We start from the raw sequence: 14894 nt of genomic DNA on the forward strand, positions 1-14894 counted from the left end.
GCTCCCCACCCTCAGATTGAAAGGCGGGGAGCATTTCACGTACTAGCAGCTAGCACACTAGCTCATTAGCAATTAGTGAGCGTGATCGTGCTCCGGCTCCTCTTCCGGCTTGTCCACAACGGAAGCCTCAGTGGTCAGCAGCATGCGTGCCACGGAGGTTGCGTTGACGACTGCGGAGTGAGTGACCTTGACCGGGTCAATGACACCGGACTCAATCAGGTTCTCGTAAGTGTCAGTAGCAGCGTTGTAGCCGTTGCCGTTCTCCTGCTCGCCGATGTGGTAAACGACAACTGCGCCATCCTTACCAGCATTCTCAGCAATCCAGAAAGCCGGACGGATCAGAGCCTTGGCAACTGCACGGACACCGACTGCCTCGTCACCCTCGAACTCGTCAGCAAATGCCTCGAGTTCACGGGAAATCTGCACCAGCACGGAACCGCCACCGGCGATGACGCCTTCTTGAGCTGCTGCACGAGCAGCGTTAATGGCATCCTCGACACGCAGCTTGCGCTCGTTGACCTCGGTCTCGGTTGCAGCGCCGACCTTAATAACAGCCACACCGCCAGAGAGCTTCGCCAGACGCTCTTCCAGCTTCTCGCGGTCCCAGTCAGAGTCAGTGCGCTCAATCTCGGCACGAATCTGGTTACGACGCTCTTCCACGGCCTCAGCGGTGCCAGCACCGTCAACCAGGACGGTCTCGTCCTTGGTAATGGTGATGCGGCGTGCGTTACCCAGCACCTCAAGTCCAACGTCCTTCAGCTGCATGCCAGTGTCAGCCGTAACGACGGTTGCACCGGTGACAACTGCCAGGTCATCCATGAACGCCTTACGACGGTCACCGAAGTACGGTGCCTTCACTGCGGCAACCTTCAAGGTCTTGCGCATAGCGTTGATAACCAGCGCGGACAGAGCCTCGCCCTCGATATCCTCAGCCATGATCAGAGTCGGCTTGCCGGACTCGGCAATCTTCTCCAGAATCGGCAGGAACTCCGGCAGGGAGGAAATCTTCTCGCGGACCAGCAGCACCTGTGCACCGTCGAGAATTGCCTGCTGAGCCTCAACGTCGGTAATGAAGTACGGCGAGAGGAAGCCCTTGTTGAAGGACACGCCCTCGGTCACGGACAGCTCGGTGGCAATCGACTGCGACTCCTCCACAGAGACGACGCCGTCCTTGCCGACCTTGTCCATGGCACCTGCAACCAGGTCACCGATTTCAGTGTCGCGCGAGGAAACGGTTGCCACCTGTGCGATGGCAGCAGAGCTGCTGACCGGGGTGGCACGCTGCTTCAGCAGCTCAACCGCCTTGTCGGATGCAGCGTGAATACCGCGATTCAGAGAAATCGGGTTTGCGCCAGCTGCAACGTTGCGCAGACCCTCGTGAACCAACGCCTGTGCCAGCAGTGTTGCGGTAGTAGTGCCGTCACCGGCAACGTCATTGGTCTTGACCGCAACGGACTTAACCAACTGCGCGCCGAGGTTCTCAAACGGATCCTCAACGTCGATGTCGCGGGCGATAGTCACACCGTCATTGGTGACCAGCGGACCGCCGAAGGCCTTGTCCAGGACTACGTTGCGACCCTTCGGGCCAAGCGTGACCTTGACTGCGTCGGCAAGCGTGTCCACACCGCGCTTGAGGCCTTCGCGAGCCTCTTCGTTAAAAGCAATAAGCTTCGCCATGTGTGGGTACGTCCTCCCTTTAGTTCTCGATAACAGCCAGGATGTCGCGCTGCGACAGCAGCAGGTACTCCTCACCCTGGTACTTCAGCTCAGTGCCGCCGTACTTGGAGAAGATGACGATGTCGCCTTCCTTGACGTCCATAGGAATGCGGTCATCGTCATCGGCCCAACGACCCGGACCAACTGCGATAACGGTAGCCTCCTGCGGCTTCTCCTTAGCGGAGTCCGGGATAACCAGGCCAGAAGCCGTGGTGGTCTCTGCTTCGTTGATCTGAACGAGGACGCGGTCCTCCAGCGGCTTGATGTTGACGTTCGCCACGATGAATTCCTCCATACATGCGGTGATGTGATGTTCTTGTGCCGGTTGGTCTGCCGTGCACAGCCGTCGTCGCGGGTGAACAACTGTGTGTCAAACAACCTTCGTTAGCACTCTACCTCTGCAAGTGCTAACACTCAACAACAGTGAGCGCTAATGCTAATTGGTCAGCTTGTCGGGGTTGCAAGCCATATGACCGAACACAGTAACCGTCATCCCGTGTTCCTTGATGTACTCATCGCTAAAGCAGGGGCCACCAGAACCGGTCGTGTAACGACTGTCTGGCTCCCTCCTTTGCCAGGCACCTTCGTCCCATTGGTAAACCGCCAGTCCCCCCACTGTTTGTGCGTCCACCTATCGCCCACCATCCGTCACAGGCGACAATCGTAAAGTTTTCCTCCGTGGTTGGGAACTCCGGCGCCTCACAGTCTCCGCTAAACGGAGCCGAGTGGTAATCAGCCTCATTGCATTACAGGTTCTTCCACTGGCATCGATGGGTCGGTCGGACAGGCGTAACCAGAGGGATTGACCCCTGCGGCAATTAGGTAGGCGGCAGCTGCGCCAATCATGACACCGTTGTCGGTACACAGCTTAATCGGCGGCACGTGCAGCGTAATTCCCGCCGAGGTAGCTCGCGCCGCTGCGAGTTCACGCAACCTCGAGTTCGCAGCTACACCACCACCGAGCAGCAGCGTAGTAGCCCCCACACCCTGAGCCGCACGGACAGCCTTCTTGGTCAACACATCGCAGACCGCCTCCTGGAAGGAAGCACAAACGTCCTCTACGGAGTATTCACGACCTTCCTTCTCCGCTGCCTCGACATAGCGGGCCACGGCTGTCTTCAAGCCGGAGAAGGAGAAGTCATGGCGCGCATCCTGCTGGCGCATCATGGCCCGAGGAAACGCGATGGCCTTGCGATTTCCCTGCTTAGCCAACTTATCGATAATCGGGCCGCCCGGGTAACCCAACCCAAGCAACCTAGAAACCTTGTCGTATGCCTCTCCGGCTGCGTCGTCAAGCGTCGATCCGAGTTCCTCCATCGGACGATCAACCCCCTGTACGCGCAGCAACTGCGTGTGCCCGCCGGAAACTAGCAGCGCCACGGCATTGGACAGATCCGCGCCGTCGAGAGCTCCGACAGCAACGTGGCCACCAAGGTGATTAATGCCGTAGAAAGGCACACCCCAGGCGGCGGCATAGGCCTTCGCGCCTGCCGAACCGACCAGCAGTGCACCGGCGAGACCGGGCCCCACGGTAGCGGCGACGGCATCTGGGATAAAAGTATCGATACCGAGCTTGGCAGCTGCTTGCGCGCGCGCCTCGGAGACTACTGGCTGCAAGGCTTCCAAATGAGCGCGAGAGGCAATCTCGGGAACCACACCGCCGAAACGGGCGTGCTGTTCCATGGAGGATGCGACGACGTCGGCAAGCACTTCTACCTCAACAGCGGCAGGGGTGGCGGTGTCGTCGTAGCGCACACGCATCACTGCAGCGCCAGTCTCATCGCAGGAACTCTCGATTGCCAGCAGGGTCAACTCGGTCATAGCAGTCATGGTACTAGCGCACCACCGGGTCGCTTACCAGCGACCGAGTTTAAATTTCGAGGCGACCGAGGTTCCTCACTGCAGCACGCCAGAGGGCGTATTCCTCTGGGTAGTCATCGCGGTAGTGACGAACGGCGCGCATACCGTGCTTGATACGCTCAATTTCCTCGTCGCCGATGTCCTCGCCCTCGGCGTCGACGAATACGACCGTTCCGCAAATTGCGGTGGTGGGGTCAGTAAAGAAAGCCGAATTGCCCGTAGCAGCCTCATTGCGACCGAGGGACGCGACCGGGTTCGGTTCAGCGCCCTCAGCCTTGGCCGTCGGGTTGTAGAGAGCGGCGTAATCGACGCCATCTTCCTGAAACGCCACCGAAACACGGTCAGAGGAAACTCCGCCGAGGAATGTAGCAGCGGCCTCCAACTCAAATTCGACGATGCGATGCGTCAGGTCAGGGTTCACCAGAAAACCTTTAATCATGGAAACAGAGGTACCGCACCGCATCCGCTCCCGCATCTCGAGAGCGCTACCCCCACTATGGCCGCGGGATGTTGCGGAGGTTCGACCGTGCCATGTTGATCATCTGACCAACGCCGCCGCCAAAGACGGTGCGAGTAGCGGCCTTGGAGAATCCCATCAGCATGTCCCAGGTGATATTCGCCGGGATGGACAGGGCGTTCGGGTCGGTGACCATGTCCACCAGTACCGGACCGTCGTAGGCCAGCGCCTCTTGAATCAGGCGAGGTGCATCGGCCGGATCTTCAATTCGGATGGCCTTGATACCCAACGACTCCGCGACTCCCGCGTAGTCAACTGCGCCGTGATCGGTCTCGTGCTCCGGCAGCCCCTGAACCAACATTTCCAACTTGACCATACCGAGCGAGGAGTTGTTGAACACAAACATCTTGATCGGCAGCTGCTGCTGCTGCACGGTGATGAGCTCACCGAGCAGCATTGACAGGCCACCGTCACCGTTGAAGGTAATGACCTGACGGTCCCGGTCAGCAGCCTGCACACCAATAGCCTGCGACAGTGCATTGGCCATAGTGCCGTGACGGAAGGAACCAATCTGCTCTCGCCTGCCATTCGGCGTGACGTAGCGTGCAGCCCAGACATTGCCCATGCCGGTATCGACGGTAAAGACGGCATCGTCATCGGCGTACTTATCAATCAGGTCGGCCACATACTCCGGGTGAATCGGGCGCATGTTCTCAACGTCATGGGTGTATGCCTCGATGACGTGGCTGAGCAGGCGCTCGTGGTTCCGCAGCTGCTTGTCCAGGAAGGAGCGGTCGGTCTTTTCATCCAGGTACGGCAGGATGGTTTCGATCGTTGCGGCCACATCGCCGACGACTGGGTACTTCACCGTGGTACGACGACCGATGGCGCGACCATCGATATCGACCTGGGCGACGTTCTTAGTCGGCAGGAAGTCGTTGTACGGGAAGTCAGTACCGAGCAGAATCAACAAATCAGCATCGTTAGAGGCATCGTGGCAGGCGCCGTAGCCCAGCAGTCCGGACATTCCGACGTCATAGGGGTTGTCGTACTGGATGTACATCTTGCCACCCAGCGCATGCCCCACCGGCGACTTAATCTTCTCCGCAAGCTTGAGCACCTGTTCGCGGGCATCCTTCACACCTGCGCCACAGAAAAGCGTGACGGTTTTAGCCTCATTGATTGCGTCGGCAAGCGCGGCGGCCTGACCGGCATCAGGGAATACGACTGGGCGACCGCTGCTGATAGTGGAGGTGACGAACTCATCATTTTCCACTTCATGCGTTGTAATGTCGCCCGGCAGAACCAGCACGGAAACACCGTGGCCAGTCATGGTCGACTGGATAGCATGATGCAAAACGACGCCACCCTGCTCAGCGGAGTTCACCATCTCGCAGTAACCGGAGCACTCGTTGAAGATAAACTCCGGATGGGTCTCCTGGAAGAAGTTCGAGCCAATCTGGCGAGAAGGAATGTGCGATGCCAGCGCCAGCACCTTTGCGCCGTTGCGGTGGGAGTCATAGAGGCCCTGAATGAGGTGGGTGTTACCCGGACCGCAAGAGGCCGCACACACTGCTAATTCGCCGGTGACCAGGGACTCGGCACCGGCAGCGAAGGCCGCAGCCTCCTCGTTGCGGACGTGCACCCACTCAATGGAGGACTCACGCACCGCGTCGACAATGGGGTTCAAACTATCTCCGACGAGTCCGAAGATTCGCTTGACACCTTGATTCTCTAGGGTTTCTACGAGCTGCTTTGCAAAGGTTTTAGCCATGTGACCGGTCTAACGCAGAATAGTCGCTACGTCAACATTTAGCCGGCGGGCACAGGCCGGCACATTGTGTAAGCGTCCGCCCCAGAGCCCGGGTAGTAGTTTTTTCGTAGCCCCATATTTTCGAAGCCGTAGCGTCGATACATGGCGATAGCGGGTTCATTATCCGTGCGCACTTCCAAAAACACCGGGCCCGGATCCTCCGCCACAGCTGCCATCAGCGCGTCCATGAGCTGCGCCCCAAAGCCCCGGCGCTGCCACTTCTGCCCCACGCCGACGGTGTGAATCTCGTACTCGGCGCCACCCGCAGGTCCCAGCTTGGTAATCCCCGCATAGCCGCACAGTTCTTCGACCCCGTCTGCCTCTGCGATCAGCCCGACGTAGAAATTGTTCGGCGCGGCCAGCTCTGCCATAAAGGCCGATTCCGGCCAGGGATCATCGCCGGCAAATAGCTCCGCCTCAATCGCCGCACACGCCTTGGCTGCAGGAGGCCCGAGACGCACTAGCTTGACGACGCTCATCTCATAGCCTTCGGGACAACGGCATCCGGACGGCGCAAGTACAGCGGCACCAGTGGGCCCGGCGCGGAGTCAAAGTGGGCCGTTTCAACCATGGCTTTCGGAGTGGGAAAGACTTGTTCGGCAGCAACCTCAAGCCCGGCAATTTGCTCGATGTGGCTGAGGCTGCCGCGGGCGTGGCTCGGCGTGAAGTCGGCGACTTCTGCTGCGAGTTCTTCCTTGAGCAGCTCCATGACGTCGGCTGGCTTGGCCACTGCCGGGCCGAAAACTCGCTGGCCATCGTGGTAGGCCGCGAAGTACACCTCGCGGCGGCGAGCATCGGTGACGACCAGTTCATCGCCAACACCAACCGCGAGCGCATCCAGGCTGCAGATGCCGTAGCAGGGAATTCCCAGAGCGTCGGCAAAGGAGGCTGCGGTTGCCATACCAACGCGCAAGCCCGTAAACGGTCCCGGACCACAGCCGACAACCACGGCATCTAGCTCGGTTGCCGCCACCCCACTGTCGGTGAGGCACTGCTGAATCAGCGGCACCAGCACCTCGTTGTGCGCGCGGGCATCCAGGTGCAGCTTTTCGGCCACGGTTTCACCATCGCGGACAATTCCCGCGGTGACCTGTGGGGTCGATGTGTCAACGGCCAAAATGTTCATACTCAGTAACCTACTTGAACCGACTTGAAGCTACTTGCTCCACTTCCAGGTGACGACGCGGGTATCGTCGTCACGCGAACGATCGATGCTCACCTGCAGATAGCGCTCAGAGAGCACCTCGGCGAGCCCCATTCCCCACTCGGCGACCACGACGCTGTCCTCGAGGTCGGTGTCCAGATCGAGTGAATCCAGCGCATCGAAGGCCTCGCCATCAGAGCCGGGTCCCTCTTCGCCGAAGAGTCGATAGGCGTCGACATGGATGAGGGTGACGCCGTCTTTTGCGAGCGGACGGTGCTCGCGGGCGATGGTGAACGTCGGCGATGTCACGCGCCCGCGCACATTCATGCCGCGGGCGATGCCCTGCGTGAGAGTGGTCTTACCCGCGCCGAGTGGGCCATCGAGAATCACCAAATCCCCGGCGGCTAGCTCCCGGCCAATCTCCTCGCCGAGGTCACGCATGTCCTCTGCGGTTGGCGCAATGCGGCTGCGCACCCACTTTCGCTCGCTGCGTCCCTTCGGTGCGGTGAGGATTTCGTAGTTAATGGTGCCGGATGCCTCCGCGAGGTCATCGAGACCGGGCTCCCCCAGTGTGGGATCACCGACGATGACCGCAGTGTCGCCGGCCTCGACATCACTGTCGGGACCAAGGTCGACGACGAACTGATCCATACATACGCGTCCTACCTGCGGATAGCGTGTGCCATTGATGCTGACTTCGAAACGACCGGATGCCGAGCGCATCATGCCGTCGGCATAGCCGCAGGGCACGATGCCGATGGTGGTATCGCGGTCAGCTGTCCAGGTCTGTCCGTAGGACACCGACTGCCCTGCCGGCAGCTTCTTGACCAAGATGACCGACGCTTCCCACCGCATCGCTGGGCGCAATCCATGGGTGGACCCCACAATTGGCTCGCCACCATAAATCGCCAGCCCTGGGCGCACCATGTCGAAGGCCAGGTCAGGACGCGACAACGATGCCGGCGAATTCGCCGCATGGTTAATCAGCTCATCCAGCCCCGCCTCGCGCAGTGCAGTAATCGCTGCACGGAAATTCTGCGCCTGCTTATCGACGCTCGCGTTGCCCGGCTCATCCGCGCACGCAAAGTGCGTGAAAGCACCGGTGATGTTCAGCGCACCGGTCTTGTGCAGCTCGACCAGCTGATCAACCGCATTCTCAAAGTCCCCATTGGTCATAGAGAATCCCGAGCGACCCAAGCCCGTATCGACCATCACCGTCACACGTGGTGCCACCGATAGCGCCCGCCCGGCATTGGCCACGGCCAGCGCATGAGCCATCGACGGCAGGCCGAGGTCAATATCTGCAGCCACAGCACGCTGCAGCAACGAGGTGGCTGCCGCGTCCCAGATCCAGGCGAGGATGGGGATGGTGTGGCCGTCGTCAAGCGTGGTGCGGAGTTCCTCGCGGAGGGAGAGCGCCTCGTCGATTGTTGCGACGCCGAGCTGTGTTGCGCCGCCGGCCAGTGCGGCACGCGCCGTCTGCAGCGCACCCTGCGAGTAGCCGTCCGCCTTGACGACGGCCATGAATTCCGACACCCCTGCGATGGCCTTGACGGTCTTCACATTGTGGGTGATTGCGTCGAGATTAACGGTATGGGTCAGGATGGCTGGTGCCGAGGAAGTCATAGCCGTATTTTGCCACTGATGCCTTCATTGGTGAACCATGCGGTGGCATCTCGGATGGATTCAGCGATGTCCTGGGCGCTGCAGGGTGCTGGTCCGAACTCTGTCTGCGCGGCCAAGAATGCGGCGCGAGCGTGAATAATTACTGGTACGTAGAGGGATTCGCCTCGTGCTACCCAGGCGCCAAGAAGTCCGGACAGTACATCGCCGGAGCCCGGCGTGGCTGCCCAGGAGCTACCCGCGTCAATCACAACTGTGCGCTGCGTTTTCGGATTGGCAATCACGGTGCGGCGTCCCTTGAGCAACACTTCACAGGAGAACTGCTCGGCAAGTTCACGGGCATCTGCGATGGCGTTAGTGACCTCGTGCCCGGTAAGGCGCTCAAATTCGCCGGCGTGCGGCGTGAGAACAGTGCGCAGGTTGCGCTCCTGGCCGCGCTCGCGGACGAGCTGTCGGAGATTCTCATGCATCGAGAGCAGCGTCAGGGCGTCAGCATCGATGACTACTGGTTTGTCGGTGGCCAGGATGGCACGCAGTTCCTCGGCCGCGCGCTCATCAGTGCCCCGACCAGGGCCGGCAACCCAGGCATCGACGCGTACCTCTTTACGATCCACCGAGTCCGACTGCGCAATGACCGTCGGCAAGGCCGCGGTGATGCGGTTGCGGGCGGCCGCGTCGCCGACATAGATAACCGCGGGACTGGTCGCGTGCACGGCAGCGGAGGCACACAGCTGACCAGCGCCCGGATACGCCTCGCTACCGGCGGAGATACCTGTAACTCCGGTGGAGTACTTGTGGTCATTAGCACCGGGTTCGAGCTGAGTCTTCGCGCCAAAAGGTGCCGGAAAGCTCCCGCCTAGGGCTTCGTAAAACTCTACGGTCAGAGTCTGGTGGTGGACGGCATTGTAGTGACCGTTCTCATAGAGCGTCTGCCCCAGTCCTGGAAGTTCGAGGGAGAAGGCATCGAGCGCAATTTCGTGTAATTCGACCTCACCACAGGCTTCCGACAGCGCATGCGCGTAGCGCAGTCCGCCGAAGGTCACCGTTGTCGTGGCCTCGACGTGGGATGGCAGGTACGGATCCTGGCCCTCTTCCAGGTCGAGGTCGGGATTGATGGTCTGGGAGGGCGGATCAAAAGTGCGTCCGGTATCGGCTTCCACACCACTCGGCACGTCGACCGAGAGAATAGGCACCTCGCCTATGTTTGCCTCGCGCACCAGCCACGCAGCCTCTTCGCGCAGCGCACCATGACCACCGAGCCCCACAATTCCGTCGATAATCAGTGCGTAGTCTTCACTTATCGACCACAGAATCTTCGATAAATCCGTCTCCCGGTCACGCCCCAACGGCAGCACCCGCCCGCCTGCGAGCTCAAACGCTTTCAGCGCCCGTTCATGTGGCTTGGTACCCAGCAAAACTGCATCCACGCCATGTCCGCCCGACGACAAGTCCCGGCCGGCATAGAGTGCATCGCCACCATTGCCTCCCGACCCAACCAACAGCAGCACACGACCGCGACCAGGCTCCGGCGACACCTTAGCGAGCATCCGCTCCGCCACCTCCGACACAGCGGCGGCTGCGTGGCGCATGAGTTCGTCGTCACGCGTTTGTGCGTCCAGATAGGGCTGTTCCGCGGCGCGAATTTCGGCAGCTGTGTAGCAGTACGTCATAAACCCAGCCTACGATTAGCCCCTATGGATGACTACTCCCCGAGCACGCGAGTTTTCGGCCCTCTACTGCGCGCCTTTCCGCAGGCATACCTGCGCTCGTTGCGTCATCCCGAATGGATCCCCCACGGCGTGCAGGACGTTCGCGAAATCCTCGACGGCAAAGTCACTCCCGACCTGGATGGATACAACGGCCGCACACCAATTGTCCTGGTTCACGGCACCTGGATGAACTCGTTCAACTCCTTCGCCATGTTGGGGCCGTTCCTCGCCCGGAATCGCCCTGTATTCTCACTCGATTACGGCTCCGACCCCGCCGCGCTGGTCAGCCGCCTCCGCAGCGTCAAAGCCACCACCGATTTGAACGATGCGCTCGCCGAAGTCACCGACCTTCTCGACCGCTTCCGAGCCCAACTCTCCCTACCCCGCATCGACCTCATCGGTCATTCCCAGGGCGGTCTGCACTGTCGCAGTTACGCCAACGCGAGCATCGATTCGCTTTACGACGACGCCCTCAACCATGGCCTCAACGAAGAAGACGCCGAGCAGTTCGCCTCCGACAACAGCCCCGTGCGGGCAGTCATCTCGCTTGCGGGAAACCATCGCGGCACTACTGCGTGGGGCATGCGCCGAAGGCTCAGTGCCCTTGAGCGATGCGGCCTACCAATGCACAAACTCGTCGACCGCCTTGTCGGCCGTGCCTGTATTCAACAGCTGCTGGACTCCGACTATATTGCGACTCTGAACCGCGCAGCGCGTGGCATTACCCGACGCGGCCCGCACTACCTGAATATCGGCACCCCTTTCGACACCGTAGTTCGCCCGTGGACCGGCGCCTTTTTGCCCGAACAAGAGGGTCACCACATTACGAACGTCAACAACGCCACCGGCGGTGGCGACTGGTCTGACCACCTCGCGCTGCTCTACTCCCCCAATACCTTAGAACTCATCCACGAGTTCTTAGACGAGCTGGATCGCGCCGAGGAGGGTGGCGCCGAGGACTCTTCGACCAACAAGCAAACGCCGCGCCATGTACGGCAGCGAGTCCTGCCTATGTACGGCGCACTGCCGACGAGGCTCGGGCGGCGGAGACTCGGACGGCGCGGCCAAATCTAATTCAACATGGACTTTTAGAACATATTTCTAAAACCCTATTGACACTTTTTCAAACAGGTGTACGATTTGGGTTGTAGGGAAAATTTGTAAGCAAAAGTTCTTGGTCCGGTGCACAGAGGTTGGCGGGGGCTGGTTGAACGAGCCTCTCCACGCTTCTCTCCACCACAGAACTCAATCTTCAATTCTCCGGCGGACACGTAGTAATCAGGGGGATAACCAATGTCATCGCCGCCCACAGAACTTCTAGCACCAGGTCAAAAGCCCTCATGGGCCAACCAGCAATCCGACGACCCCATTAGCATCGCGGCCCGTGCCACCAACGCCGCAGACCTTCAGCTCATCGATATCTGCGCTCCCGGTGACGCGGTAGATGTCAATCACCATCTCGCCCGCATAAGCATTCGAACCGGCCTTAGCCGCGGCAAGTGCTCTACGCTGTGCGAGATTGCACTGATGTTCGAGCGCCTACCAAAAGTCCGGGCTCTCATCGAATCCACCTTCTGTTTCTCTCTAGCCCATCTCCGCGCCATCGCCAATGGCGTTGCCGGGCTGTCACCAGACCAGTTCGACACGGTAGAGCCCCATCTTTTGGAAATGCTCACTCCGACGCGATCTCGACAAGCAATGATTGGTGTCTACACGCTGTCTCGCCTAATCGGCGACTTGGTTTCTGAGTACAACGACTGCGCCCGCAACGACGGCACCCAACGGGTTCCAGAAGGCGAAGCGGTCACACTCGCCGACACGGGCGATGGCAAGCACAAAAAGGTCACAGCAATCCTTGAAAACGACCGCGCGACCGAGCTCATGGCCAGGATCCAGGGGATTCGCAACATCGCAATCAATCGTGGTGAACAGTGCACGCAGGCGGAAGCGCTACTACAGCTGGCACAGAATTCGACCAATGCCGAGATTGTCATCAATGTCTACCGCGAGGTCGGCGGTGGGCCAGCATGGATTGATGGCGTCGGCTGGCTGAGCGAGGTAGCCACCGAAGAATGGATTGCTCGCGCAACTCACATCCGTATCTCCGCCGACAGCAAGGTGGATGGTTACCGCCCCACCGAGAGCCAAGTGGCTCGCGTCCGTGGTCGCGACGGTACCTGCCGCTTCCCTGGCTGCGACGTCCCGGCATCCAAGTGCGACCTGGACCATATTCAGCCGTACAACCACGACAATCCCGACCAGGGCGGGCCAACTGACACAGAGAATCTGCACTGTCTCTGCCGCCGACACCACAACCTAAAAACTCACGAGGGCTGGGACATCGACAGGTACCCCGATGGAACGGAAGTGTGGACTTCCCGCGATGGAGACACCGCGACTAGCGTTCCGGTTGGGGCGCTAAAGAACGTCGGCAAGCAAACTTTTCATCAGCGCGTGACACGAAAGATGAAGACGATTCAGAAACGCAACCTCGATTGGATGTTGTCATTTTGCGACGTACCTGACGAGGTCTGGGAGCTAACAGAGGAGGAAGAAAAACGCATCGGGTCCCTCACGGATGAAGAACTCGATGCGGAAATTGAGCAGTACCGACGAAAGCAGGACGAACTACTCGACGGTGACTGACTTAGCCAGGTTGCGCGGCTTATCGATGTCCTCGTTACCGCACTGGCGAGCAATCTCAGCTGCCAGGAACTGCATCGGAATCGTAGACAACAGCGGCTGGAGCAACGTGGACGTCTCCGGGATCTCAATCAGGTAGTTCGCAAACGGAACCACCGACTGATCCCCTTCTTCGGCAATCACGATGGTCTTGGCGCCACGGGCACGAATCTCCTGGATGTTGGAGACAATCTTGGAGTGCAGCACGGCGCGTCCCTTCGGCGATGGCACTACAACGACGACCGGAAGATCATCCTCGATGAGTGCAATTGGACCATGCTTGAGCTCGCCTGCCGGGAACCCCTCTGCGTGAATGTAGGCAAGCTCCTTGAGCTTCAGCGCACCCTCAAGTGCGACTGGGTAGCCAACGTGTCGGCCGAGGAAGAGCATCGTCGGAATAGCACCGATTTCCTTGGCCATGTCGATGAACTCATCGCCCTTAGCAACGACCTTGTCAATCAGTGCCGGGATGGTCTCCAGCTCTTCAAACTCGCGAGTGACCTCATCCGGGTACTTAGTGCCGCGTGCCTGGGCAAGAGCCAATCCGACCAGGTAATTTGCGGCTACCTGCGCCAGGAACGACTTGGTTGCAGCAACACCAATCTCCGGCCCAGCGTGCGTGTAGAGCACGGCATCAGACTCACGCGGAATCTGTGCACCGTTGGTATTACAGACAGCCAGCACGCGGGCGCCCTGGCTCTTTGCGTGCCGCACGGCCTCGAGGGTGTCCGCAGTCTCACCCGACTGCGAAATAGCGACCACCAGCGTCTGGCGGTCCAGCACCGGATCGCGGTATCGGAACTCGGACGCGACCTCAATCTCGACCGGGATACGCACCCAGTGCTCAATGGCGTACTTGGCCAACAAACCGGAGTGGTATGCGGTACCACAGGCGACGACGAAGACCTTCTCGATGTCACGCAGATCTTGGTCACTCAGGCGGGACTCGTCGAGAACGATGCGGCCATCAACGAGGTGACCGGCCAACGTATCGCGGACGGCGGCAGCCTGCTCGTGGATTTCCTTCATCATGAAGGAGTCATAGCCACCCTTTTCGGCTGCAGCGAGATCCCAGTCGATGGTGAATGGTCGACCCTGCTGCTCGTTGCCGGCGAAATCCAGGATGCGGTAATCATCTGCGGTGATGATGACGACGTTGTCCTGCCCCAGCTCCACGGCCTCGCGGGTGTGCGCGATGAAAGCCGCAACGTCAGATCCGAGGAACATTTCGTTTTCGCCCACACCGACAATCAGCGGAGTGGAGCGACGAGCAGCGATGATGCGATCCGGGTGGTCTGCATGAGTAAACAACAGCGTGAAAGCACCCTCGAGGCGGTTGAGCACGGACAGCGCAGACGCCTCGAAATCACCAGCGGTAGATCCGCCGTCGGAACCGTCCAGGGCACGTGCGAGCATGTGCGCGGCGACCTCGGAGTCGGTTTCGGACTTCAGCTCAATGCCGGCATCCTCCAGCTCCTGACGTAGCGGAGCAAAGTTCTCGATAATGCCGTTGTGGACGATAGCCACCTTGCCGTCATAGGACTGGTGTGGGTGGGCATTCTCATCAATTGGGCGACCGTGGGTAGCCCAACGGGTGTGCCCGATTCCAGTGGTTCCAGTGATTTTGTCGCGCCCATCCGCGTCAAGGGCAGCCTCGAGGTTGGCGAGTTTACCGGCCTTCTTCTCTACAGTGATATGCCCCTGATTGTCGACAATGGCGACACCCGCGGAGTCATAGCCACGGTATTCCATGCGTCGTAGCGCATCGACAGCAATATCCAGGGCGGGCTGATGGCCCACATATCCAACGATTCCACACATGCCCTACAGAATAACCCGCGAAGCGGAAAATCGTCATAACGAAATAGACATTCTCGCTCATCCTGGCAC

12 protein-coding genes are annotated in these 14894 nt (G+C 59.9%); 2 read left to right on the forward strand and 10 right to left on the reverse strand.

What is annotated here, in order from left to right:
- Positions 1-72 precede the first annotated feature (72 nt).
- The 9 genes from groL to HMPREF2860_RS06060 form a co-directional block, all read right to left on the reverse strand.
- Complete coding sequence (gene groL, locus HMPREF2860_RS06020) at positions 73-1677, reverse strand: chaperonin GroEL (protein ID WP_038627745.1); 1605 nt, start codon at positions 1675-1677, stop codon at positions 73-75.
- A gap of 19 nt (positions 1678-1696) precedes the next feature.
- On the reverse strand, positions 1697-1996 hold the full coding sequence (gene groES, locus HMPREF2860_RS06025; protein ID WP_005510054.1) for a co-chaperone GroES: 300 nt from the start codon (positions 1994-1996) through the stop codon (positions 1697-1699).
- Positions 1997-2454: 458 nt separating this feature from the next.
- A complete protein-coding gene (tsaD, locus tag HMPREF2860_RS06030; RefSeq protein WP_070628794.1) occupies positions 2455-3528 on the reverse strand; it encodes a tRNA (adenosine(37)-N6)-threonylcarbamoyltransferase complex transferase subunit TsaD in 1074 nt (357 codons plus the stop codon).
- Between the two features lie 58 nt (positions 3529-3586).
- The gene (locus HMPREF2860_RS06035; RefSeq protein WP_038627743.1) at positions 3587-4015 is read right to left on the reverse strand and encodes a hypothetical protein; all 429 of its coding nucleotides are present in this window, start codon (positions 4013-4015) and stop codon (positions 3587-3589) included.
- Positions 4016-4070: 55 nt separating this feature from the next.
- Complete coding sequence (locus tag HMPREF2860_RS06040; protein ID WP_049182318.1) at positions 4071-5807, reverse strand: pyruvate dehydrogenase; 1737 nt, start codon at positions 5805-5807, stop codon at positions 4071-4073.
- Positions 5808-5845: 38 nt separating this feature from the next.
- Complete coding sequence (gene rimI, locus HMPREF2860_RS06045) at positions 5846-6325, reverse strand: ribosomal protein S18-alanine N-acetyltransferase (protein WP_038627739.1); 480 nt, start codon at positions 6323-6325, stop codon at positions 5846-5848.
- On the reverse strand, positions 6322-6972 hold the full coding sequence (tsaB, locus tag HMPREF2860_RS06050) for a tRNA (adenosine(37)-N6)-threonylcarbamoyltransferase complex dimerization subunit type 1 TsaB (protein ID WP_070628660.1): 651 nt from the start codon (positions 6970-6972) through the stop codon (positions 6322-6324). Before tsaB ends, rimI begins: the two co-directional genes overlap by 4 nt.
- A 30-nt stretch (positions 6973-7002) precedes the next feature.
- Complete coding sequence (gene alr, locus HMPREF2860_RS06055) at positions 7003-8616, reverse strand: alanine racemase (RefSeq protein WP_070628661.1); 1614 nt, start codon at positions 8614-8616, stop codon at positions 7003-7005.
- Positions 8613-10283 carry an NAD(P)H-hydrate dehydratase gene (locus HMPREF2860_RS06060; protein ID WP_070628662.1) on the reverse strand — a complete coding sequence of 557 codons (1671 nt, stop codon included), beginning with the start codon at positions 10281-10283 and terminating at the stop codon, positions 8613-8615. The genes alr and HMPREF2860_RS06060 overlap by 4 nt, the downstream gene beginning before the upstream one ends.
- 24 nt (positions 10284-10307) lie before the next feature.
- On the opposite strand from HMPREF2860_RS06060, the gene HMPREF2860_RS06065 reads away from it, so the two are divergent.
- The gene (locus HMPREF2860_RS06065; protein ID WP_070628663.1) at positions 10308-11396 is read left to right on the forward strand and encodes an esterase/lipase family protein; all 1089 of its coding nucleotides are present in this window, start codon (positions 10308-10310) and stop codon (positions 11394-11396) included.
- A 219-nt stretch (positions 11397-11615) separates the two neighbouring features.
- Positions 11616-12968: an HNH endonuclease signature motif containing protein gene (locus HMPREF2860_RS06070; RefSeq protein ID WP_070628664.1), complete on the forward strand. Its 1353-nt coding sequence runs from the start codon at positions 11616-11618 to the stop codon at positions 12966-12968.
- On the opposite strand, the gene glmS is transcribed toward HMPREF2860_RS06070, so the two are convergent.
- Positions 12951-14825, reverse strand: coding sequence for a glutamine--fructose-6-phosphate transaminase (isomerizing) (gene glmS, locus HMPREF2860_RS06075; RefSeq protein ID WP_038627727.1), 1875 nt, complete (start codon positions 14823-14825; stop codon positions 12951-12953). The genes HMPREF2860_RS06070 and glmS overlap by 18 nt on opposite strands.
- Positions 14826-14894 lie beyond the last annotated feature (69 nt).

This window comes from Corynebacterium sp. HMSC064E10, assembly GCF_001812505.1.
Lineage (GTDB): Bacteria > Actinomycetota > Actinomycetes > Mycobacteriales > Mycobacteriaceae > Corynebacterium > Corynebacterium amycolatum.